We start from the raw sequence: 21,634 nt of genomic DNA on the forward strand, positions 1-21,634 counted from the left end.
TGCCGAGCAGCCCTCCGTGCCCGACGTCGGGTGCGGCACCGGCGCGCTGCTGCGCAGGGCGCGCGAGGACGGCCACACCGGGCGGCTGTGCGGCCTCGACCCCGCCGACGGACTGCTCAAGGTGGCGCGGCGGCGCCCGGACGTCGAGCGGGTCCTCGGCGGCCTGGCCACGGCACCGCGCCGGGACCGGGAGTCCGGCCTGGCCGTGATGACCGGCCACGCGTTCCGGGAGCTCCTCGGCGACGCGAACTGCGCACCGCGCTCGGCAGGATCGCCACGGCGCTGACCGACGGCGGCGGTTCCGTCTTCGAGACGCGCGACCCCCTGGTCCGGGAGTGGGAGGACCGGGACGCGCGGTACTCGGGCGAGGCGGTGGACGCCACCGGCGCCGTCGTGCGCTCCAGGTGCGAGGGCGAGACGCCGGTGCGCGGCGATCCGGTCTCGTTCACGCACACGTAAGCCAGCTCCGGTTGGAAGGTCTTGGCAGTGGAGCCGGGACACCCCGCAGTTCCCGGACGCGAGCCCGGAGATCATCACCGTCGCGCGACCGCGACGGTGAACTCCCGTCACACACGCGGCACTCGGCCCCCTCGCGTCCCTGTCCGACTCGCCGCCCGGCAGGTTGACCGCGCGTCGGCGGGAGGGAATGCTGCCCCTGCTCTCGTGCTGTGGCCCGGCGATCCGAGGGGGGAATCGCAGTGACGGTGCCGGGAGGGGAACCCGCCACTTTCGTGTACGTGCACGGCGCCGGTAACAAGCCTCCCGAAGCGGAGCTCAAACTGGCCTGGGACCACGACCTGTTCCAGCGGGACATGGGCGCCCGTTCCCGCATGGTGTACTACGCCGACACCCTGCACGACAGGCCGGCGGCCATCGCGGTGGACGCGTGCGCCGCCGACGGCGCGCTCGAGGCGCTGGTGGCCGACGCGATGGCCGGTGAGTTCCCGCTCCGGGACGCCTCGGCGGGTCCGTCGCCCGTCGAAGCGGGCGCCGACGCGCAGTCGTTCGCCCTCTCGCTGACCATCAGCATGGCGGCCCGCGCCGCGAGTCCTGCGGGCAGCCTGCCCGTCGCCGCCACCCAGCCCGGCACCACCGCTTCCGCCGCGCTGCTGCCGCTTCCCGGTCCGCTGCGCCGCTTCCTGCTGGAGCAGTTGCTCCGCACCTTCGTCCCGGACGCCGAGGCCTACTTCTTCACCGGCGCCCGCGGCCGGATACAGGACCGGCTGCGCGGTGCGCTGGACGCCGTGGAGGGGCCCGTGGTGGTGGTCGCCCACAGCCTCGGCACGGTCGTCGCCTACGACGTCCTCGGCGAGGAGCGTTTCGCGGGAGCCGACATCCCGCTGTTCGTCACCCTCGGCTCCCCCCTGGGCTACACCGAGATCCAGGACGTCGTCGCCCGGCCCCTGCGCGTCCCGGCCCCGGTACGGCTGTGGGCGAACTTCGCCGACCCCTTCGACCTCGTCACGCTCGACACCACCCTCGCCGACGACTTCCGGGGTTCGGCGAACAGGATCGCCGACGTCCAGGTGGACAACCGTTCCCCGAGCAACCACGCCGCCTGCGGCTATCTGCGCACCGCGGCGGTACGCGGCGCCGCGTCCGCCGCGACGGGGGAGCGGCCGGCGGCTCCGGGGCCCGAGCCGCCGACCGGGTGACACGCGCTAGGATGGATCTTGAAGCGCACACCACCGCACCGCCGGACGGTGCCGGTGTGCCGCGCGTCGGTGGTCCAAGGAAAGACGCCCCGCTTCCTGCGGGGAGATGCAGGTGCAAGGCCTGCCCGGCGCTCCACCGGGACACCCCGCTCCGGCCGTGCCGGAGCGGGGTGTCCCGTGCGCCCGCCTGAGCCCGCCCGGCCGCTGACTCGGGCGTCCGCCTTTAGCACACATCGCGTCATACCGCCTCACCCTGACCGGTTTCCGGCCGGGTGAAGCTGACGTTCCAGCCGGTCGGAAGCCCTGGAACCGGCCGTTCGGCCGGGCGGCTCCAGCGACCTGCCTGATGCCGCGCGTCCATCGACGCCCGGATCCTCGAAGACATGACAGTTCAGGCTTGGCCGGTCGCCGGGCCGGGGGGTGCGAGAGCCGCGGCATCGCCACCCGGGCCCGTACCCACCCGCGCGTCCGCACGCGCACGCGTGCACCGCTGACTCGCGGCCACCGTCCCGGACCTCCGGTGAGCACCCCGCCCGCCTGCTGCCGGCGGCGGGCACCGCCGAGATCCCTCCTCCCTTCCGTCCTCCCGTCGGCCGAGGCTCCGTCCTTTGGCGTTCTCCGGCGTCTTCCGCACCGCCGCGTCCGCCGTGACGTGCCGCGAAGCCGACGCACCGTGGCACGCCGGCACCCGGCTCCGCCCGTCGGCCGGCCCCGTCCGCCCTCGTCCGTCCGACCGATCGTGATCCACAAGGAGTTCCACCGTGAACCGTACTGACCGTGCCCCGACGGCCGAGCCGGTCGGAGCCGCCCCCGCGCCGGTCGCGCCCGCTGATCCCGGGGCCGGCGTCGAGGCTCTTCTCGCCGAGGTGCTGGCCGAGGTGGTGCGCACCGAACAGGTGGCGGCCGACAGCAACTTCTTCGCCGATCTCGGAGCCGACTCCCTGGTCATGGCGAGGTTCTGCGCCCGGGTCAGGAAACGCGAGGACCTGCCGTCGGTGTCGATGAAGGACATCTACCGGCACCAGACGGTGCGGAGTCTCGCGCAGGCGCTCGCGGCCACCGCACCCGCCTCCGCGGCACCACCGCCCCCGGCGCCGGTCGACGTGGTGCCCGCGGCCAGGACGAGCACGGCGGGCTACGTCCTGTGCGGCGCGGTGCAGGCGCTGGCCTTCCTCGTCTACGTCTACGCCAGCGCGCTGGTCATCGGCCTGGGCTACGACTGGGTCGCCGCCGGTTCGGGCGCCGTGGCGAGCTACGCGCGGGCGGTGCTGTACGGCGGCGCCGTCTTCATCGGCGTGTGCACCCTGCCGATCGTGGCCAAGTGGCTGCTCGTCGGCCGGTGGACACCCCGCGCGATCCGCGTCTGGAGCCCGGAATACCTGCGCTTCTGGCTCGTGAAGACGCTCGTGCAGCTGAACCCGCTGGTGTTCTTCGTCGGTTCGCCCGTCTACACCCTCTACCTCAGGGCGCTGGGCGCGAGGATCGGACGCGGCACCGCGGTCTTCTCCACGCACGTTCCCGTCTGCACGGACCTGCTCACCCTCGGGGACGGCGCGGTGGTCCGCAAGGACGTCTTCCTCTCCTGCTACCGGGCGCACGCCGGCTGGATCCAGACCGGCCCGGTCACCCTGGGCAGGGACGCGTACGTCAGTGAGGCGACGGTGCTGGACATCCACACCTCGCTGGGCGACGGGGCCCGGCTCGGCCACGCCTCCTCCCTGCACCCCGGACAGTCCGTCCCCGCGGGGCAGTCCTGGCACGGCTCCCCGGCGCAGCGCTGCGCGACCGAGTACGGGACGGTCCCCCCGGCCCGCTGCACCACCTGGCACCGCCTCTCCTACAGCACCGCGCAAGTCCTGGCCGCGCTGCTGCTGTACGTGCCGCTGACGATCGGCGGCGCCGGGCTGGTGACCGCCGAGTTCCCGCGGCTGGGGGCGTTCACCGAGACGGGCGGATCGACCGTGTTCAGCTGGGCGTTCCTCGTGGACGCCCTGCTCGTGTCGTTCGTGGTCTACTTCGGTTCCCTGCTCGTCGGCCTCGTCCTGCTGGCCACGCTGCCCCGGCTGCTGCACCTTCCCCTCAGGCCGGACCGGACCTACCGGCTCTACGGATTCCACTACTCGTTGTTCCGGTCGATCGCGCGCCTGACCAACGTCAAGCCCTTCACACGGCTGTTCGGCGACAGCTCCGCGATCGTCCACTACCTGCGTGTCGTGGGCTGGAACCTCTCCCGCGTGGAGCAGACCGGTTCGAACTTCGGCACCGACGTCAAGCACGAGGACCCGTACCTGAGCACCGTCGGCAGCGGCACGATGGTCGCCGACGGGCTGTCCATGCTGAACGCCGACTACTCCGGCAGCTCCTTCCGCCTGTCGCGGGTCACGATCGGGGCGCGCAACTTCCTCGGCAACCACGTCGCGTACCCCGCCCACGGCAGGACCGGCGACAACGTCCTCCTGGCGACGAAGGTGATGGTGCCCGTCGACGGCCCGGTCCGGGAGAACACCGGGCTGCTGGGCTCGCCCAGCTTCGAGATCCCCCGGACCGTCGAGCGCGACGCGGCCTTCGACCACCTCCGCGACGGGGCGGAGCTGCGCCGCCACCTGAAGGCCAAGAACCGGCACAACGCCGTGACCCTGGCCTCGTTCCTGTTCGCCCGCTGGCTGCACACCTTCGTCGTGCTGGCGCTCTTCTGGGCCGCGGCCGGTCTCCACGGCCCCCTGGCGGTGTCCGCGTCCGCGATCGCCGCGGCCACCGTGCTCGCCCTGCTGTTCACCATCGGCTTCACGGTTCTGTCCGAGCGGGTCACCACCGGCTTCCGCCGGCAGCACCCGCTGTACTGCTCGATCTACCACCCGGACTTCTGGCGGCACGAACGCTTTTGGAAGCACCAGGCACTCGAGCTGAAGCTGCTGAACGGCACCCCGTTCAAGGGCCTGTTCTGGCGCGCCCTGGGCGTCCGTGGCGGACGGCGGCTCTTCGACGACGGCTGCCGGATGCCCGAGCGCACCCTCGTCACCCTCGGGGACGGCTGCACCCTCAACAACGGTGCCGCCCTGCAGTGTCACTCCCAGGAGGACGGGACCTTCAAGTCCGACCGCATCACCCTCGGGGCCGGCTGCACGGTCGGGATCTCGTCCGTGGTGCACTACGGCGCCAACCTGGGGGACGGCGCCGTGGTGGCCGCCGACTCCTTCCTGATGAAGGGCGAACAGGTGCCGCCCGGCACCCGCTGGGCGGGCAACCCCGCACGGCAGCTCCCCGCCCACCGGCCGGCCGACGTCACCGGCTGAGCCCCGCGTCGTCCCGGCGGACAACAGCGCGAGGTCCCCGGCGGAGCCTTTCCGCCGGGGGCCTCGCGCGCGCCGCCGTCACTGTGCCGCGTCGACCGGCAGCCTCAGGTGGAGCTCGTACCCGCCGCCGACGGTGGGCCCGGAGGTGACGGTGCCGCCGAGGAGCTCGGCGCGCTGGCGCAGGCCCGCCAGGCCGTGGTGGGCGCCGGGCAGGGTGAGCGCCGGGCGGGTGGCGGGCGTGTTGGTGACGGTGGCGTGCACCGTGCCGTTCGCCTGGTGGATCCGGACGGTCGCCGCGGCCCCCGGCGCGTGCTTGCGGACGTTGGTCAGGGCCTCCTGGACCGTGCGGTAGACGGCGCGCTGCACGGGCGGCGGCAGCGTGCCGGGCAGGTCGGTGTGGAGCTCCGCCTCGATGCCGCTGCCGCTGACCAGATGCCCCAGGTCGGCCAGCGAGGGCTGCGGGGTGAGCTCGGTGGGACGGCTGCCGGACGCGCGTAGCACCGTGATCATGTGCCGCAGTTCCTCCAGGGTCTGCACGCTCAGGCGCCGGATGGTGGCGGCCGCCTGCCGGGTCACGGAGTCCCGGGCGCCCACCTGCAGCGCACCGGCCTGCACGGCGATCAGGCTGACCTGGTGGGCGACCATGTCGTGCATCTCCCGGGCGAGCTGGGCGCGTTCCTTGGCCAGGACGCCCTGGGCGGTGAGCAGCCGTTCGTGCTCGCGGGCCTCGGAGATCTCCTCGAGCCGGACCGACAGTTCCCGCCTGGCCTGCACCAGCTGGCCGAGGAAGACCGGCGCGGTGGCCCACGCCAGGGTGTGCGTCAGGTCCCTCGCGTTGAGGCTATCGGAGTAGTCGACGGCCTCCGGCACCCACCAGCGGAACGGCAGGAAGTCGGCGACCGCGTACAGCAGCCCGCACAGCGCCAGCAGGGCACGGTGGTGGTTGAGCGAGGACAGCGTGTACAGGGCGGCCAGCGGCGCGAACACCGCGTCGGAGAACAGGGCCGACCCCAGGGTGAGGAGGAAGGTCGTCAGCGGCAGGTGGCGGCGGAGCGGAAGGACGAAGGCGCCGAGCAGGGCGCAGGCCATACCCGGTTCGTAGCTGGGCGGGACGTTGATCCGGACGTCCACGAGTGCGGCGATGACACAGGCCGCGTCGATCAGCGGGGCGGGCAGGCTCCGGGCGGTCATCCGCCGTCCCCGTCCCGTGCCGGTTTCAGCAGGCCGGCCCGTTCCGCGATCAGGGCCGCCTGCACCCGGCTGCCGACCTGCAACTTGCCGAAGATGGCGGTGACATGCCCCTTGACGGTGCCCAGGCTCAGGTGCAGCCGGTCGCCGATGTCGGTGTTGGCCAGCCCCTCCGCCATCAGCACCAGCACGGACTGCTCACGCTCGCTCAGCCGGGCCACGAGGCGCAGCGCGGAGGGCTCGCGCACCCCGGTGTCCAGATAGCCGTTCACCACCTTCCGGGTGACCTCGGAGGACAGCACGGTGCCGCCCTCGGCCAGGGTGCGCACCAGATACGGCAGCTGCTCCGGGTCGGTGTCCTTGAGCAGGAACCCGGCCGCGCCCGAGCGCAGCGCCGCCGTCACGTACTCGTCGGTGTCGAACGTGGTCAGCATGGCCACCACCGGCGGACGGGGCATCCGGCGCAGCTCGGCCAGCACCGTCAGTCCGTCCACGTCCGGCATCCGGATGTCCAGCAGCACCACGTCCGGCGCGGCCTCGCGCACCGCCCGCACCGCCTCGCCGCCGACCACCGCCGCCACCACCTCGATGTCCTGCGCGGCCCCGAGGATGTGCTGGAAGCCCGTTCGGATCAAGGCCTCGTCGTCGACCACCAGTACCCGGATCACCTGCGCCCCCCGTCGCCGGTCCGCCGTTCATCGTCCGTCCGCGTTCCTTGCCCGTCGGCCCTCGTCCGACGGTGCCCGTGTGCGGCTGCCGCGCGTCCGCGTTCGTCGTGTATTCACCGTTTGTCTCCTGCTCGCCGTTCGATGCGTACCACGTCATGGCGCCCGTGTCTGGAGGGCGGGAGCGGTTTTCCGCTGGTCGATGGGTGGAACAGCAGACCGTTCGGCCGGGGCGCCGCAGCCGTTCGGCCGGGACGGCCCCGGCCGTTCGTCCGGGCGGACCGGAGGAGAGCCCGGTTTCCCGGCCGCCCCGCGCCCGCCACGCGCGACCACGGCTCCCGTGTCACTGTGGTCGCACGCGACGGCGACAGGAGGTCGGCCACCCGATGACCTTCCCCACCGGCACGCCCGCGTTCACCTTGGAGCAGGTCGTGGTACGGCGGGGCGGGAGCGTGCTGCTGGACGGGGTGAGCTGCCGGATCCCCGGCGCGGCGTGCACCACGGTGCTGGGACCGAGCGGCGCGGGCAAGTCCACGCTGCTGCGCCTGCTGAACCGGCTGGAGGAGCCCACCCGCGGGACCGTGTCGTACCGGGGCGGACCGCTGCCCGGCTGGGACGTCCTCGCCCTGCGCCGCCAGGTCACGCTCGTCGCCCAGCAGCCCGTCCTGCTCACCGGCACCGTCCGGGACGAGCTGCGGGCCGGCCGGCGGCACCTGTCCGGAGCCCGGCTCGCGGAACTGCTGGAGCGGGTCCGGCTGCCCGCCGGCTACCTCGGCCACGCCACGGCGGACCTGTCCGGCGGCGAGGCACAGCGGGTCTGCCTCGCCCGCGCCCTGGCCGTCGAGCCGCGGGTCCTGCTGCTGGACGAGCCCACCGCCGCCCTCGACGCCACGGTCACCGCGGCCGTCGAACGCCTCGTGCGCGAACTGGCCGACGACGGCGTGACCCTGGTCCTGGTCAGCCACGACACCGGGCAGGCCCGCCGCCTGTCCGACCTGGTCCTGGTCCTGGAGGACGGGCGGCTCGTCGAGCAGGGCCCGGCCGGGCGGATCGGCCGGCTCCGGGAGGGCGCGTGAGCCCCGCCGTCCCCAGCTGGCCGGGCGTGGCGGCCTCGGCCGCGCTGGTCGTGCTCACCGTCGTCGTGGCCCGGCGGGGACGGCTCGGTCTGACGCGTGACATCACCGTCGCGGCCCTGCGGGCGGCGCTCCAGCTGACCGCCGTGGGCGCCGTCCTGCTGCTGGTCTTCCGTCACACGGGGCTCGCCGGCGCCCTCGGCTGGCTCGCCCTGATGGTCCTCGTCGCCGGCCGGATGGCCGCCCGCCGCACCGGCGCCCTGCCCGGGACGTTCCGCACGGCGACCGCGGCGATCGCCGTGGGCACCACCGCGTCCATGGGCGTCCTGCTCGTCCTCGGGATCATCGCGACCCAGCCGCGCGTCGTCATCCCCGTCGGCGGCATGGTCGTGGCCGGTGCCATGGGGGCCACGGACCTGGCCCTGATCAGGCTGTACGACGAGGTCCGCACGGCCCGGCCCGCCATCGAGGCGCGGCTGAGCCTGGGCCTCGCGGCCGGCGATGCCTTCGCCCCGCACCGGTGCGTCATCGTGCGGACCGCGCTGCTCCCCGTGCTCGACTCGGCGAGGACCCTCGGCGTCATCGCCCTGCCCGGCGCCATGACCGGGCTCATCCTCGCGGGCGTCGACCCCCTCACCGCGATCCGCTACCAGATCGTCGTGACGTACATGCTCCTCGCGGCGGCCTGTCTCGCCGCCGTCGTCGCGGTACGTCTGAGCGAGCGCGCCCTCTTCGACGACGCCCACCGGCTGCGCCCCCTGCCCGGCCGCCGGCCCTCCTCCTGAGCTCAGCCGTGCGTGTCCGGCCGGTCCGGCCCGGGCGTGTGCCGGACGACCTCGCCCTGGACGACGACGGGCGCGGCCCGCTCCGCCCCGTCGTCCTTCACGGCCCTCGCCTCGGCCTTCAGGATGCGGGCCGACTTGCCCGCCGAACGGGTCAGGTCGGGCAGGCGCTTGGCGGCGAGGACGAGTATGACGACGACGAGGATGACGGCGAGTTCGCTCAGTCCGAACATGAGGGTCCCGTTCTGTTCGTTGGCCCGGGCCGGGCACGGGACGAGCGTATCCGGTGTCCGTTCCCGGTCCGTTCCTACAGGTGCGGGGCGATGGCCGGAAGCAGGTCCTGGAAGGTGCGGCCGGTGGCCGGTTCGCCGATGGCCTTCATCTGCCAGGCGCCGCCCTGGCGGTACACCTTGGCCATGATCTGCGCGGTGTGGCCGCCACCGCCGGTGAGCGTGTAGCGGGCGAGTTCCGTCCCCGTGGTCTCGTCGACCAGACGGCAGAAGGCGTTCTGCACCTCGGTGAAGGTCTGGCCGGTGAAGGAGTTCACGGTGAACACGATCTGGTCGATGCGGGCGGGGACGCGGGCCAGGTCCACCATGATGGTCTCGTCGTCGTCCCCGGCGCCCGCTCCGCCGGTGAGGTTGTCGCCGGTGTGCCGGACCGAACCGTCGTCGCTGACCAGGTGCTGGAAGAAGACGACGTCCGTCGGCTGTCCCGCCGCGAAGAGCACGGCCGAGGCGTCCAGGTCGATGGCTCCGCCACCGCCGGTGAGCTTGGCGAGGAAGCCCTTCTTGGCCGCCGCCTGCCAGCCCAGTCCCATCCGGACGGAGGTCAGCGCACTGCCGTCGGACTTGCTGAGGCTGATCTGCTGGCCCTTGTTCAGGTTGATCGTCATGAGGGAGATCCCTTCGGTGCGGTGGGTGCTGTCGGTCGGTCTGGTGTCGGGGGCCGGGGCCGGGGCCGGGTGCGGCCGGTCGCGAGTGCCGGTGGCCGGGGGTTGGTGGCCGGGGGCTGGGAGGGGCTGACGTCTGTCGTACGGCTACCGCTGCGGGGGCGACGAGGAGAGGGACGGGTCCTCCTCGATACACCGGCGCAGGTGGGGCAGCAACCCCTGGTCCAGCAGGGCCTGGTGCCACGACAGCCGGGCCTGCTCCAGGCGCTCGGCGGACGGTGGGCCGCCGCGCCGGCGTACGGCCGTGCCGACCAGCGCGGCCAGCGCGACGAGGGTGCTCACGGCCGCCACGAACGCGAGTACCCAGCCCGCGGTGACCAGGGACCCGGGCAGGGTGGCGGGGGTGTCGGCGAGCTGCAGGAGGTAGCCGAGCAGCAGCAGGATCGCGGCGGACACCGCGGCCACGAGCGGTGTGAGCACCAGGAGCGCGGGCAGCAGGTTCCCGCTGTCGGGGGTGCCGGTCCGCTCGGTGTCGTGGGACGACGCCGAGCGGAGGGCGAGGTAGGTGCCGTACGCGTCGCCGGACGCCGCCGTGATCTCGTCGGTGCCCGCCAGGGCCCGGGCGCGGAGGCGCCCGGCCGCCCGGCCGGTGGGATCGGTGAGCAGGGCCTTCCTGATGTCCGCGGTGCTCAGTGCCAGTTCCAGTACGGCCTCGAAATCGGCTCGGTCCTCCGGGTGAAGACGCGACGGGCCGGCCACAGGGTCTCCCAGGGTGGTTGCTGAGGCGGTCGCCGGGTGGTCCGGTACGGGTCCGCCTGCCGGTGGGTGACCGCCGGGACCGCCGTACGGGCGGTGGGTCCGGCGGTCCGGTCGGCCTGCGTCAGACGTTGACGCCGAAGTCGGCGGCGATGCCGGCGAGTCCGGAGGCGTAGCCCTGGCCGACGGCGCGGAACTTCCACTCGGCGCCGTGGCGGTACAGCTCGCCGAAGACCATGGCGGTCTCGGTGGAGGCGTCCTCCGTCAGGTCGTAGCGGGCGATCTCGGCGCCGCCCGCCTGGTTGACGATACGGATGAACGCGTTGCGGACCTGGCCGAAGGACTGGCCGCGGTTGTCGGCGTCGTGGATGGAGACCGGGAAGACGATGCGCTCGACGTCCGCGGGGACGCCGGCGAGGTTCACCTTGACCGTCTCGTCGTCGCCCTCGCCCTCACCCGTGAGGTTGTCGCCGGTGTGCTCGACGGAGCCGTCCGGGCTGGTGAGGTTGTTGTAGAAGACGAAGTGCTGGTCGGAGGGCACCTTGCCGGAGGCGTCGAGCAGCAGCGCGGAGGCGTCCAGGTCGAAGTCGGCGCCCGTCGTGGAGCGGACGTCCCAGCCCAGTCCGACGATCACCGCGGTGAGGCCCGGGGCCTCCTTGCTGAGCGAGACGTTGCCGCCCTTGGACAGGGAAACACCCACTGCGTACTCCTTGCTTCGTGTGTGCGGCCGGGGCCCGGGACAACGGGCCCGCGGAGGGACTCACTGAGAATCTACAACAATGTAGAAGGTCGTACCGGCGTGGCGCGCCCGCGCGAGGGTCTCCGGGCGGCGCTCCTCCCGAACGCACACCCCCGGGGCGTCCGCGCGCCGGCCCGCCGCCGGTGGCCGACGGAGCCGCCCCGGCCGCACGGCGCCCGCCCCCGCGGCCGCCCGGCGGAGCCGGACCGATTCCAGCCCGCCCGGAGCGGGGCGGCGCCGTTTCGTCACCTCGCCGTACCGTCCGGGATCCTCGCGTGCGCCCGCGCGGGTGGGGTGGCTGGGGCCCGCGGGTGGCCGGCGGAGCCGCCCCGGCCGCTCGCGTGCGTTCGCCGCCGCGCGCGACGGCCGTGCGCGGCGTGCCGTCGCGCCCGCGGCGGCGAGGGCCCGCCGCGGGAGAGGGCCGCGTCACCGCCGGAGGTCAGTCGCGGGAGTTGCCGAACAGCAGGCGGTAGCCGATCAGCAGTACGAGTGCTCCCACGACGGCCGAGCCCCAGGTCGCGGCGTCGAAGAACTCCTGCCGCACCGGACGGTCGAGGAACGTGGACGACAGCCAGCCGCCCAGGAACGCCCCCGCGATGCCGATGACCGTCGTACCGATACAGCCGCCCGGATCACGCCCCGGCAGGATGGCCTTGGCGATCGCCCCGGCGAGAAGTCCGAGCACCAGCCATGCGATGACACCCATCTGTTCCTGTTCTCCTCTCGTGCGCCCGCCCCCTGTGCCGGGGGCGCTCTCGGGCCAGCGTATCTTCTACAATTATGTAGAGGTCATGGCGGTGAGCCTGCTCCCCGGTCGTCCGGGTGACGCGGCGCCGCGGCGGGCGTCTATACGATGTCCGCTCGGGAAACGAGCAGCGGCGGAAGGGAGACAGGGCATGACGGATCACCGGCAGGGTCCCCGGCGGCGGGGACACGGCGAGCTGGAGGCGCTGGTCCTGTCCGCGCTGCACGGCGCGGAGGGCCCGGCGACGGCCGGCTGGGTGCAGGAGCGCCTCGGCGGCGAGCTCGCCTACACGACGGTGATCACGATCCTCACCCGGCTGCTGGCCAAGGGCGCGGTCACCCGTGAGCGGGCGGGCCGGTCGTTCGCGTGGACCCCCGCGTCGGACCAGGCGGGCCTGGCCGCGCACAAGATGCGCAAGGTGCTGGACGCCGAGAGCGACCGGGGAGCGGTTCTCGCCAGCTTCGTCACGGGCCTCGGCCCGGACGACGAGCGGCTGCTGCGTGAACTGCTGGGTCAGTCCCGCGCCGAGAGGGCAGACTGAGACCTCATGGGGTGGTTCGTCTTCCTGCCGCTGGTCCTGCCGCTGACGGCCTGGCCGATCGCACGTCTGGCCGAGCAGCATCTGCACCCTCGGGCCGCCACGAGACTGCTGACCGGTGTGGCGGCCGTCATGGCGATCTGCAGCACGGTGTGCCTGGCGCTGGTCATGGTGGTCGGCACCGCCCAGCTGCCCGGCAACCCGCTGCCCGACGGCTGGTCGGACCCCGAGGTGCGCGCGGCCGTCCCGTACGACGAGGTCGCCGGCAAGGCGGCGATCCCCGCGCTGTGCGTGGTGCTCGTGGCCTGCGGCCGGACCCTGTGGCGGCACGTGACGGTGCGCCGGCGCGCCCACCGCGCGCTGACCGGGATGCCGGGCACGGAGGTCGCGGTGCTCCCGGACGAGGCGCCGTACGCGTACGCGCTGCCCGGGGGCCGGCGGGACCGCGTGGTGGTGACCACGGCGCTGCTGGACTGCCTGGAACCGGCCGAACGGCGGGCGCTGTTCGCCCACGAACGGGCCCACCTCGCCGCCCGCCACCACCGTTTCCTCCTCGCCGTCCGGCTGGCGGCCCGCGCCAACCCGTTCCTGCGTCCGCTGAGCACGGCCGTGGCGTACACCGCCGAGCGGTGGGCCGACGAGGACGCGGCCCGGACCGTCGGCAGCCGCCGCATCGTGGCGCGCGCGATCGGCAAGGCCGCGCTCGTGTCGCGGGGCACCCCGGTGGCCACCCTCGCCGGGTTCGCCGCGCCCGGCCCGGTACCGCGCCGGGTGGCCGCGCTGCTCGGCCCGGCGCCCGCCGGGCGCAGCTGGCCGTCGGTGTTCACCACGGCGGGACTGGCCGCGTGGGGCGCCGCGGCGGGTACGGCGGTCTCGGCGATGTCGTCCGCGAACTCCGCCGTGACCATGTACTTCATCCTCCATGCGGCGACGCCCTTCTGAAGGCGGCACGGGGCCGGCCGGCGGGCGGGGACGCCGGGCGGCACGATTACGAGGACGGGCAGGAGGGTGACCCCGTGACCCCGTGCCGCGCCGCCTGCGCAGGTGTCGCGGGCATGAGACGGGTGAGAACGGACGAGACAGGTGAGATGCGAGGGACAGGTCGCTCGTATCTCTGAAGGCAACCGACGAAGGCAACCGAGGTTCAGCAGCCCGCTGCACAGACGCACGGGGGCCGGACACGGCCGTGAACAGCCGCGGGCAGCGGCCGGCCGGATGGGCGACGAAGGGGAGCGCCAGTGGGCGGTACCAGAAGGCGGGGGCGTATTCCGTCCCCGGACAGGCCGAGGACGCGACTGACGAAGCGGGGCCGGACCGTGGCCTGGACCGCGGGGGTGTGCGGGGTGCTGGTCCTCGGCGTCGCGGGGGCGGGAGCCTGGATGTACCAGGACCTGAACGGCAACATCCACGGGGCCGACATCGAGGACAGACTGGGCGGGGACCGCCCCGACAACCTCAGCCCCGGTTCCAAGAACATCCTGGTCGTCGGCTCCGACAGCCGTGACGGGGACAACGGCGCGTACGGCAAGGGCCTGACCACCATGCAGTCGGACACGCTGATGGTGCTGCACATCCCGGCGAACCGGGAGTGGGCCACGGTGGTGTCCCTTCCCCGGGACTCCTGGGTGCGGATACCCGCGTGCGACAAGGGCGACGGCACCACGTCCGCGCCCCACCACTTCAAGATCAACGAGGCGTTCGCGATCGGCGGTCTCAGCGGCGAGGTCGGCGACGCCGCCGCCTGCACCATCAGAACGGTCGAGGCCAACACCGGCATGCGCATCGACCACTTCATGTCCGTCGACTTCCAGGGCTTCAAGGGCATGGTCAACGCCCTGGACGGCATCGAGGTCTGCCCCGAGGAGGCCATCCACGACGAGAAGGCCCACCTGGACATGGAGGCCGGCTGCCAGACCGTCAGGGACGAGCAGGCGCTCGGCTACGTCCGCACGCGCTACAGCATCGGCGACAGCTCCGACATCGGGCGCATAGGCCGCCAGCAGGAGTTCATGGAAGCCCTCGCCGCGAAGGCGCAGTCCAAGCTGGCCGACCCGACCGCGCTCCACGGCTTCCTGCAGTCCGCCACCAAGTCGCTGACCACGGACGAGGACCTGGCCGGCATCAAGCCGCTGTACGGCCTCGCCTCCGAGATCCAGGGCATCCCCCAGGACCGGCTGACCTTCCTGACCGTTCCCAACTACCCGCGCGAGGCCGACGTCGCCAGCGACAAGGCCAACGTCGTGTGGCAGTACCCGCAGGCCGCGGAACTGTTCTCGTCCCTGGCCGAGGACAAGGAGGTCGACAAGGAGCGGCTGGAGGCCGACGGCAAGAACGTGGTGTACGCGTCCTCCGTGCGCGTCCAGGTCCTGAACGGCACGGGTGTCCCGGGGCGCGCGGCCGCCGTCGCGGAGAAGCTGGGCGAGGCCGGCTTCACCGTCGTCGGCACCGGGAACGCCCCGGAGAGCACGGACACCACCACCGTGACCTCGCCGCAGACGCTGCGGGCCCAGGCCGAGGTGCTCGCCTCCCGGCTGCCCGACACCGGGGCCGAGCAGGACGAGGGGGCCGCCGCCGGTGTGGTGACCCTCGTCGTCGGGAGCGACTTCGACCTCGACGCCGTCCGGTGACCCCGCGCGTCACAGTACGTCACAGGAGGACGTGAGACGCCGCGCCACCGGTCCGCGCCGTCGTCCACCGGTCCGCGCCGCCGCGCCACCGGCCGCGCCACGGTGGCCTGCCCGCCCCGGGGCACCGGGGCGACGCGCCGGGCCGACGCCCCGGTCCGGAAGGCTCCCGGGGCGTCGGCCCGGCGTGTGCGCCGTACGGCTCCGTCAGAGGTCGAACTCGTGCGGCGGCAGGTCGATGGCGAAGCACGCCTCACGGACGACGGCCTGCTCGTCCTTGTCGAAGTCGCCGTCGGCGCCGCCGATGACGATGCCGATCTGGATGACGGCACGCGCCTCGGCGGGCTTCTTCTTCGCCTTGGCGATCTCCTGGAGCACGCTGACCTTGCCGAACGCGAAGTCGGTGGTGAGCTTGTCCAGGTTGCTCTCGAAACGGCGGCGCAGATCGTCGGCGGAGAAGTTCTGCAGCACCTCGTTGGTGGCGATGAGCTGGGCCACGCGCTGTCGCTCGGACGGGTCGACGGACCCGTCGGCGGCGGCGACCAGCGCGCACATCGCCATGCTGGCGTCGCGGAAGGCGCCGCTCTTCAGATCGTTCTTCTTCGCCGCCAACTGGGTCTGCATCGTCGACGCGGACTCCTTGATGCGGTCCCACAGGGCCATGGCAACTCCGTACGGTCGGTATCGGTCAGGCGGCCGGGCCCGCCCTGGTGGCGGTCCGGCGTCCAGCTTATTTCTACAGCAATGTAGAAACCTGCACCTCCCGCTGCGGCATTTCGTGCGTCCGCGGTTCATGGGCTAGGATCGATCTTGAGCGAGCCGCCGAACCGCCGGTGGTGAGCGATGCGTTGGTGGTCCAAGGAAAGACGTCCCGCTTCCTGCGGGGAGATGCAGGTGCAAGGCCTGCCCGGCGCTCCACTCGAGAACGGCCCCGCTTCTGCCACGGCAGCGGCGGGGCCGTTCTCTTCGTCCTCGTCCCGCATTCGACAGTTGCCGCGAGCAACCACCGCTTGTGCGATCACGTCTGACCAGGAGATCGGGAGCTCGAAGGGGATCCATCCGGGCGGGACGGCGCCCGGGGGTGCGGACGGGGGCGGACGGGAACATGGACGCAGCGCGTGAACAGGGCCGGAGTGCCTCGCGTCGCAGGTGCGGGGCGGTGATCGCGCTCGGTCTGGGGCTGGTCGTCGTGCTCGCCGCGGTGCCCCTGCTCGCCGACCGCATCAAAGCCGCCTCCGGCGGCGTGTCCGCCCGCTTCACGACCGCGCGCGCCGACACCGCGGCCGGGGCGGCCGCCGCGGGCGCGGACACCCGTGGCCGGGACGTGCTGACGTACCGCGTGCAGGTGGAGGAGGGCACCGGCCTGGACGCCGAGCACGAGGCGCGCACGGTGCACGAGGTGCTGACCGACCCCCGCGGCTGGACGGCCGACGGCGAGGTGGCCTTCGTGCCGAGCGACTCGGCGGCCGCGGACCTGAGCGTGAAGATAGCCACCCCGGCGACCGTGGACCTGCTGTGCGGAAGGGCCGGGCTGGACACCGGCGGCGAGGTCAACTGCCGTGTGGACAACGATGTCGTCGTCAACCTCAAGCGCTGGACGTCCGGCTCACCCCAGTTCCCGGGGCCCATAGAGGAGTACCGGGCGCTCATCGTCAACCACGAGGTGGGCCACCGCCTCGGCCGCGGACACGAGACCTGCCCGCGCGCGGGGGCGCCCGCGCCGGTGATGATGCAGCAGATCAAGGGCCTCGAAGGATGCGTGGCCAACGCCTGGCCCTACGACGCCGACGGCAGGTACATGGGCGGCCCGCCGGTGCCCTGACCGGCACCTCGCGCGGACCGTCCCCGGCCGCCACCGCCGTTCCCTACTGCTCCGGCCGCTCCGGCGGCCCCGGCTCGTACCGGACCGTGTCGGCCAGCAGTCGTACGGCGGCACGTAGTTCCCGGTGCTCCAGCCGGCAGGGCGGGCACCGCGCGAGATGAGCGGCCCGTGCCTCCTCCTCCGGCTCGCTCCGGCCGGTCAGCGCCTCGGCCGCGAGGTCGAACCGTACCTGCTCGCAGTCCATGGACCACTTCCTCTCTCCGCACCTCTCCGCACGGAGGAGCCGGCCGACCGGTTCGAGGCGTGTGGTACGGACTTTCCCGCCACGGCCTTTCCCGTCACGGGCTTTCCCGCGGCGGTGTGACTGCTGCACGTGGCGCCGAGCTCGGCCCGTGATGCGCCCGGGTCACCGGTGCACCCGAACGGAGCACAGGCCCCTCGGGGGGTTTCCGGCTGCCGCGCGAGACGCCGTGGAGGAGCCGTACCGGTGCTCCGCCGGACTGCGGCGCCGCGTCCGCCGACAGTTCCCCGTCGGGCAGATGAGAGGGGCGGCGCGGCAACGGCCTCCGCGGCCGGTGGGCTCCGGTCGCTCGACAGGAAGGCCCGGGGCGGTCGGCGTACTGTCTGCTTCATGATGATTTCGACACATGTGGCAGATTCGCCAGGTGCCGCGGCCCGGTTGATCGGGCTGGGAGCCTGGCTGCCACCGCGTCATGTGACCAACGCCGAGATCTGTTCACGGCTGGACACGTCGGACGAATGGATCAGGACACGGATAGGCATCGCCGGACGGCACGCGGCCGAACCGGGAACGGCGACCAGCGACCTGGCCGTCGAGGCGGGACTGCTGGCGATGAAGTCGGCAGGGGTGGAACACGTCGACGCGGTGGTGCTGGCCACCGCCACACCCGACCACCACATCCCCGGTACGGCGCCGACGGTGGCCCACGGTCTGGGGCTGCCGGAGGTGCCCGCCTTCGACGTGACCGCCGGCTGCTCGGGTTTCCTCTACGGCACCGCCCTGGCGGCGGGGCTCCTGCATGCGGGCACCTGCCGGACCGTTCTCGTGGTGGGGGCGGAGGCGATGGCCTCCGCCGTCGATCCCGACGACCGGGCCACCGCGCCGATCTTCGGGGACGGCGCGGGCGCGGCCGTTCTGGCGGCGGGCCGGCCGGACGAGCCCGGGGCCCTCGGGCCGATCGCCTGGGGCAGCGACGGCAGCCACGCCGCCGACCTCTGGATCCCCGACGGAGGCTCCCGCCGGCCGGTGCACGGGACGGCGGAGGCCGGTGCCGACCGGTGCATCCGCATGCAGGGCAAGGAGGTGTTCCGCCATGCGGTGCGCCGCATGTGCCAGGCGGCGCAGGAGGCGGCCACGGCGGCCGGATGGGTGCTGCGGGACGTCGACCGGCTCGTCGTCCACCAGGCCAACGCGCGCATCAGCGCCACGGTGGCCGACACCCTGGGCATCCCGGCGGAGCGGGTGCCGTCCAACATCGACAGGGTCGGCAACACCTCCGCGGCGTCCATCCCGTTGCTGCTCGCGCACGCCGCGACCGGGGGGGACCTGATCGCCGGCCACCGGGTCCTGCTGGCCGCCTTCGGCGGCGGTTTCACCTGGGCGGCCACCACGCTGGTGTGGCCCGACGATGTGGAGGCGCTCGTATGACCGCGGTCACCCGCCCGACGGACGGCGACGACCCCCCCGAGGTCATCGACTTCGGGTACATCAGGGACATCCTGGTGGACCACGCCGCCCTGGATCCCGCACCGATCACCCCGGACGCCACCCTGGCGCAGGCCGGCGTCGACTCCATGGCGCTGACCGTGCTGTCCATGACCGTGGAGGACAGGCTGGGGCTGCTGGTGACCGAGGCCGTCCTCGCCCAGGCGCCCACGGTCGCCGCCCTGGCCGGTCTCGTGGCCGGGCGCGCCGCAGACCACGCCCTCTGAATCCGCTCCCCCCGTCGCGAACCCGTCCCCGTCGCAGCCCGGAGGTATCCCCATGGCCGAGAACGAGAGAACAGTGAGCCTGTCATGGCGCGGCATACCCTACGAATGCCGCATCGTGACCGCCGACCGTCCACAGACGACGGAACCGCTCCTCATCGTGGGCGGCGGCGTGCAGGACGTGCACGCCTGGCCCCGGCTGGAACGCCGGCTGACCGCCCACACCGCCGTGATCGTCCCCAAGCTCCCCGACCTCGACGACGCGCCCGACCCCACCGAGCACGACTTCGACACCTTCATCGACGCCCTCTGCCACGCGCTGGACGAACTGGGCATCGAGCGGGTCAACTTCCTGGGCGTCTCCTACGGCGCGCCCCTCGCCTTCCGCATGGCCCGCGCGCACCCCGGACGCGTGGCCCGCCTCCTCCTCGCCGGCGCCACCCCCAGCCTGAACCCGGCCATGGCCGTGCTCACCCGCGACCTGGTCGAACGGCCGCGGCGCAGCGACGACGAGGACCTGGAGAGGACGACCGACGAGGTCTTCGCCAAGCGCATCGTGAGCATCCTGCTGAACTCCGCCGAGGCGGACGACATCGACAAGGCCTCGACGGTCAACCGGATGCTCCACCGCTACTTCATGCACCACGCCGCGACGGCCCGCCGTTACATCGCCAGCCACCGCCTCCTGCTGGACCAGGAGCTGTACCCGCCCGGCGGACTCGACGGCGTCCCCGCCCTCGTCTTCACCGGCGAGCACGACCAGACCAGCACCCCCGAGGAGGCCCGCGCCGTCGCGGCCACCATCTCCGGCTCCACGTTCCTGCTGATCAAGAACGCGGACCACATGGCCCACCTGGAACGCGAGGCCGAGTACGCCGACCTGGTGATCCGCTTCATCCACGACCGTTCCCTGGACGGCCTCGACTACTGCACACCGCCCGAGCGGCCGCACACCCCGTCCTCCGCGGCGCCGGTGCGCACCTGAACGCGGGCACGGGCCGGGCCCGCACGGCAGCGCGGCACGGAGGGCGGAAAGCCCTCCGTGCCGCGCCGGACGCGGGCGGCGCCCGCCGTCAGTTGTTCGCGTCCCTCTCGAAGTCCTTGGCGCACTGCTCCTGTTCGGCCTGGGTGTCGGCGTGCCGGATGCAGTCGGAGTAACTCTTGAACTCCTCGCTGTTGAGCAGCGACACCCCCGCCGCGAGCAGGATCGCCGAGACGACGAGCGCCAGTGCGCCCACCACCGCGCCGATGATCGCCATGGCGCCGTTGGTGGCGACGCCGCGCTTCTTGCGGCGGTACCCGAGGATGCCGAAGATCACGGCGAGCAGTCCCAGGATGATCCCGCCGAGCACGGTCCAGAACAGCACCGCACCGAGCAGGCCGAGCACCAGGGCCGCGACACCGAACCCGTTGCGGTGCCCGGTAGCCGTACCGGGGCCGGTCTGCCCGCCCCCGTGCTGGTCGTGGGCCCAAGCCATCGTCACTACCTCCACTGCGTCGTTGCCGTGCAGGTCGCCCGGTCGCCGGCCCGTGCTCTGCCGCGCGCCGGGCGCCGGTCGGTCGTCTTGGCGAGCGGTTGCCCCGGATGTGCGGCGCCATGCCCGCCACGGCGCTCAGAGGAGGGAGACGGAGGCGCAGGTGGTGGGGGTGGCGTGGGCGGGGTCGAGGATGTTGGCGATCTCGTGGTGGGTGACGCGGTCGGTGATGCCGGTGGCCACGTGCGACGAGATGTCGAGCGGACACAGGTCCTGGACGAAGAGGTTGCGTACGTTCGGGCCGTCGAGGAACGCGGACCAGACCGGTGTGACGTTCTCGTCGTAGCGGCTGGCGATGACGGTGTAGTGGACGCCGGGCACGGTGTCGCCGCCGCGGTTGAGGTCGGTCAGGAAGTCCGATCCGGCGAGCTGCTGGGCGACGGCGGGGAAGGTGTTGAGAGTGACGCCCTCCAGGCCGGTCGCGCGCAGGATGTTGGACAGCCCGTTCAGGGTGGTGCCGTGGTTGGGCGGGACGATGCCGACGAACTCGCGGACCTCCTCCGCACCGCCGAGGTACTTGAGGTAGTAGCGGGGCATCAGGCCGCCCTGCGACTGGCCGACCATGTCCACCTCCCGGGCGCCGGTCGCGACCCGCACCCGGTCGACGTGGTCGGCGAGCTGCGCGGCGCCCTCCTCGATCGGGCCCAGGCCGTGCACCATCGGCACGCCCACCTGGCCGTAGTCGAGGGCGAAGACGCAGTAGCCGCGCGCCACCAGGTAGGGAGCCAGCAGGGCCCAGTTCGAGATCGAGTTCGCGCCGGTGCCGTGGACCAGGACGACCGGCCGAGGATGGGCGGCGGAGGGCCGGCAGGTGAAGTCGTTGAACCCGCGGCTGGGGGCCACCGGCGGGGCGGCGCCGGCCGTGCCGGTGAGGGAAGCGCTGGTCAGCATGGCGGCGGCGAGGAGCGTGCGCAGAGCACGCAGGCGAGCGGGCGGTTTCCGGCGGCGGACCATGGGATTCCTCCACGGAGCGGACAAGCGGGCGTGCTACGCACGAGACGCCTGCCGTCCATGGGCGGGAGGTGCCGCGGCGGTCGCGGTACGCACAACGGCGCGCGGGACCGTCGGTCACTGGGCCATACGAGTGCTGCCCCCCCGGGGGGAGGGGAGGCGGTGCGGCGGAAACCGGGCGTCGGAGGGTGCGCCCGGAGGGCAACTCCTCGGCGAGCGCCCCCGGTTGGCCACCGCCTCCGCCGCCGCGCGCAGGTCGGGGGAGGGCCCGTGCACATCGTCGCCCGGCAGGCGGCCGCCCCGCGACGCCGTCTTCCACCGCACGCCTGACCGGTATCCATCCGTCCGTACGGGGAGTCGCCGTCCCTCGGTGCGGACGCCGCAGCGGCACCGCTCGGCACGACGCCGGGTGTCCGGCCCGTTCCG

The 21,634-nt window shown here is 73.2% G+C and carries 23 protein-coding genes; 12 read left to right on the top strand and 11 right to left on the bottom strand.

Translation table 11 applies throughout. From position 1 onward, the window contains the following. Positions 1-16 precede the first annotated feature (16 nt). The 3 genes from IEZ04_RS35150 (at position 17) to IEZ04_RS25285 (ending at position 4,948) form a co-directional block, all read left to right on the top strand. Positions 17-286 carry a methyltransferase domain-containing protein gene (locus IEZ04_RS35150; protein WP_229821264.1) on the top strand — a complete coding sequence of 90 codons (270 nt, stop codon included), beginning with the start codon at positions 17-19 and terminating at the stop codon, positions 284-286. 412 nt (positions 287-698) lie between these two features. After that, on the top strand, positions 699-1,655 hold the full coding sequence (locus IEZ04_RS25280) for an RBBP9/YdeN family alpha/beta hydrolase (protein ID WP_189219248.1): 957 nt from the start codon (positions 699-701) through the stop codon (positions 1,653-1,655). A 761-nt stretch (positions 1,656-2,416) separates the two neighbouring features. Beyond that, positions 2,417-4,948, top strand: coding sequence for a Pls/PosA family non-ribosomal peptide synthetase (locus IEZ04_RS25285; RefSeq protein WP_189219249.1), 2,532 nt, complete (start codon positions 2,417-2,419; stop codon positions 4,946-4,948). A gap of 78 nt (positions 4,949-5,026) precedes the next feature. On the opposite strand, the gene IEZ04_RS25290 is transcribed toward IEZ04_RS25285, so the two are convergent. Continuing rightward, on the bottom strand, positions 5,027-6,139 hold the full coding sequence (locus tag IEZ04_RS25290) for a sensor histidine kinase (protein WP_189219250.1): 1,113 nt from the start codon (positions 6,137-6,139) through the stop codon (positions 5,027-5,029). Beyond that, complete coding sequence (locus IEZ04_RS25295; protein WP_189219251.1) at positions 6,136-6,804, bottom strand: response regulator; 669 nt, start codon at positions 6,802-6,804, stop codon at positions 6,136-6,138. Before IEZ04_RS25295 ends, IEZ04_RS25290 begins: the two co-directional genes overlap by 4 nt. 383 nt (positions 6,805-7,187) lie before the next feature. Here IEZ04_RS25295 and IEZ04_RS25300 point away from each other — a divergent pair, with 383 nt between their 5' ends. Both IEZ04_RS25300 and IEZ04_RS25305 read left to right on the top strand, forming a co-directional pair. Then, the gene (locus IEZ04_RS25300) at positions 7,188-7,877 is read left to right on the top strand and encodes an ABC transporter ATP-binding protein (RefSeq protein ID WP_189219252.1); all 690 of its coding nucleotides are present in this window, start codon (positions 7,188-7,190) and stop codon (positions 7,875-7,877) included. Then, positions 7,874-8,659: an ABC transporter permease gene (locus tag IEZ04_RS25305; RefSeq protein ID WP_189219253.1), complete on the top strand. Its 786-nt coding sequence runs from the start codon at positions 7,874-7,876 to the stop codon at positions 8,657-8,659. The genes IEZ04_RS25300 and IEZ04_RS25305 overlap by 4 nt, the downstream gene beginning before the upstream one ends. A 2-nt stretch (positions 8,660-8,661) precedes the next feature. Here IEZ04_RS25305 and IEZ04_RS25310 read toward each other — a convergent pair whose 3' ends face one another. The 5 genes from IEZ04_RS25310 to IEZ04_RS25330 all read right to left on the bottom strand — a co-directional run bounded on the left by IEZ04_RS25310 (position 8,662) and on the right by IEZ04_RS25330 (position 11,749). Beyond that, positions 8,662-8,889: a twin-arginine translocase TatA/TatE family subunit gene (locus IEZ04_RS25310; RefSeq protein ID WP_189219254.1), complete on the bottom strand. Its 228-nt coding sequence runs from the start codon at positions 8,887-8,889 to the stop codon at positions 8,662-8,664. 74 nt (positions 8,890-8,963) lie between these two features. Continuing rightward, entirely contained in the window at positions 8,964-9,551 is a 588-nt protein-coding gene (locus IEZ04_RS25315; RefSeq protein ID WP_189219255.1) for a TerD family protein, read from the bottom strand. Between the two features lie 144 nt (positions 9,552-9,695). Next, positions 9,696-10,307, bottom strand: a complete 612-nt coding sequence (locus IEZ04_RS25320; RefSeq protein ID WP_189219256.1) for a hypothetical protein — start codon at positions 10,305-10,307, stop codon at positions 9,696-9,698. 121 nt (positions 10,308-10,428) lie between these two features. Next, the gene (locus IEZ04_RS25325) at positions 10,429-11,004 is read right to left on the bottom strand and encodes a TerD family protein (RefSeq protein WP_189219257.1); all 576 of its coding nucleotides are present in this window, start codon (positions 11,002-11,004) and stop codon (positions 10,429-10,431) included. A 478-nt stretch (positions 11,005-11,482) separates the two neighbouring features. After that, complete coding sequence (locus tag IEZ04_RS25330) at positions 11,483-11,749, bottom strand: GlsB/YeaQ/YmgE family stress response membrane protein (protein ID WP_189219258.1); 267 nt, start codon at positions 11,747-11,749, stop codon at positions 11,483-11,485. A gap of 190 nt (positions 11,750-11,939) precedes the next feature. Here IEZ04_RS25330 and IEZ04_RS25335 point away from each other — a divergent pair, with 190 nt between their 5' ends. The 3 genes from IEZ04_RS25335 (at position 11,940) to IEZ04_RS25345 (ending at position 14,953) form a co-directional block, all read left to right on the top strand. Further along, positions 11,940-12,329 carry a BlaI/MecI/CopY family transcriptional regulator gene (locus IEZ04_RS25335; protein ID WP_189219259.1) on the top strand — a complete coding sequence of 130 codons (390 nt, stop codon included), beginning with the start codon at positions 11,940-11,942 and terminating at the stop codon, positions 12,327-12,329. A 6-nt stretch (positions 12,330-12,335) separates the two neighbouring features. Beyond that, positions 12,336-13,268, top strand: coding sequence for a M56 family metallopeptidase (locus IEZ04_RS25340; protein ID WP_189219260.1), 933 nt, complete (start codon positions 12,336-12,338; stop codon positions 13,266-13,268). 374 nt (positions 13,269-13,642) lie between these two features. Beyond that, on the top strand, positions 13,643-14,953 hold the full coding sequence (locus IEZ04_RS25345; RefSeq protein ID WP_229821265.1) for an LCP family protein: 1,311 nt from the start codon (positions 13,643-13,645) through the stop codon (positions 14,951-14,953). Between the two features lie 204 nt (positions 14,954-15,157). Here the strand turns inward: IEZ04_RS25345 and IEZ04_RS25350 are convergent, their stop codons facing one another. Beyond that, complete coding sequence (locus IEZ04_RS25350; RefSeq protein ID WP_189219261.1) at positions 15,158-15,613, bottom strand: tellurite resistance TerB family protein; 456 nt, start codon at positions 15,611-15,613, stop codon at positions 15,158-15,160. A gap of 496 nt (positions 15,614-16,109) precedes the next feature. Here IEZ04_RS25350 and IEZ04_RS25355 point away from each other — a divergent pair, with 496 nt between their 5' ends. Continuing rightward, positions 16,110-16,772 carry a DUF3152 domain-containing protein gene (locus IEZ04_RS25355; protein ID WP_308429833.1) on the top strand — a complete coding sequence of 221 codons (663 nt, stop codon included), beginning with the start codon at positions 16,110-16,112 and terminating at the stop codon, positions 16,770-16,772. A gap of 43 nt (positions 16,773-16,815) precedes the next feature. Here IEZ04_RS25355 and IEZ04_RS25360 read toward each other — a convergent pair whose 3' ends face one another. After that, a complete protein-coding gene (locus tag IEZ04_RS25360) occupies positions 16,816-17,016 on the bottom strand; it encodes a hypothetical protein (protein ID WP_189219263.1) in 201 nt (66 codons plus the stop codon). A 405-nt stretch (positions 17,017-17,421) separates the two neighbouring features. Between IEZ04_RS25360 and IEZ04_RS25365 the strand changes: the two genes are divergently transcribed. Genes IEZ04_RS25365 through IEZ04_RS25375 form a run of 3 tightly spaced genes read left to right on the top strand, consistent with a single transcriptional unit; the run spans position 17,422 to position 19,707 of the window. Continuing rightward, on the top strand, positions 17,422-18,441 hold the full coding sequence (locus IEZ04_RS25365) for a beta-ketoacyl-ACP synthase 3 (protein WP_229821266.1): 1,020 nt from the start codon (positions 17,422-17,424) through the stop codon (positions 18,439-18,441). Continuing rightward, entirely contained in the window at positions 18,438-18,725 is a 288-nt protein-coding gene (locus IEZ04_RS25370) for an acyl carrier protein (RefSeq protein ID WP_189219264.1), read from the top strand. Before IEZ04_RS25365 ends, IEZ04_RS25370 begins: the two co-directional genes overlap by 4 nt. 52 nt (positions 18,726-18,777) lie before the next feature. After that, on the top strand, positions 18,778-19,707 hold the full coding sequence (locus IEZ04_RS25375) for an alpha/beta fold hydrolase (protein ID WP_189219265.1): 930 nt from the start codon (positions 18,778-18,780) through the stop codon (positions 19,705-19,707). An 88-nt stretch (positions 19,708-19,795) separates the two neighbouring features. On the opposite strand, the gene IEZ04_RS25380 is transcribed toward IEZ04_RS25375, so the two are convergent. Together IEZ04_RS25380 and IEZ04_RS25385 are read right to left on the bottom strand one after the other, a co-directional pair. Then, positions 19,796-20,200: a DUF4190 domain-containing protein gene (locus IEZ04_RS25380; protein ID WP_189219266.1), complete on the bottom strand. Its 405-nt coding sequence runs from the start codon at positions 20,198-20,200 to the stop codon at positions 19,796-19,798. Between the two features lie 135 nt (positions 20,201-20,335). Further along, positions 20,336-21,211, bottom strand: coding sequence for an esterase/lipase family protein (locus IEZ04_RS25385; protein ID WP_189219267.1), 876 nt, complete (start codon positions 21,209-21,211; stop codon positions 20,336-20,338). Between the last annotated feature and the right edge of the window lie 423 nt (positions 21,212-21,634).

Source organism: Streptomyces ruber (assembly GCF_014648075.1).
Taxonomy (GTDB): Bacteria; Actinomycetota; Actinomycetes; order Streptomycetales; family Streptomycetaceae; genus Streptomyces; species Streptomyces ruber.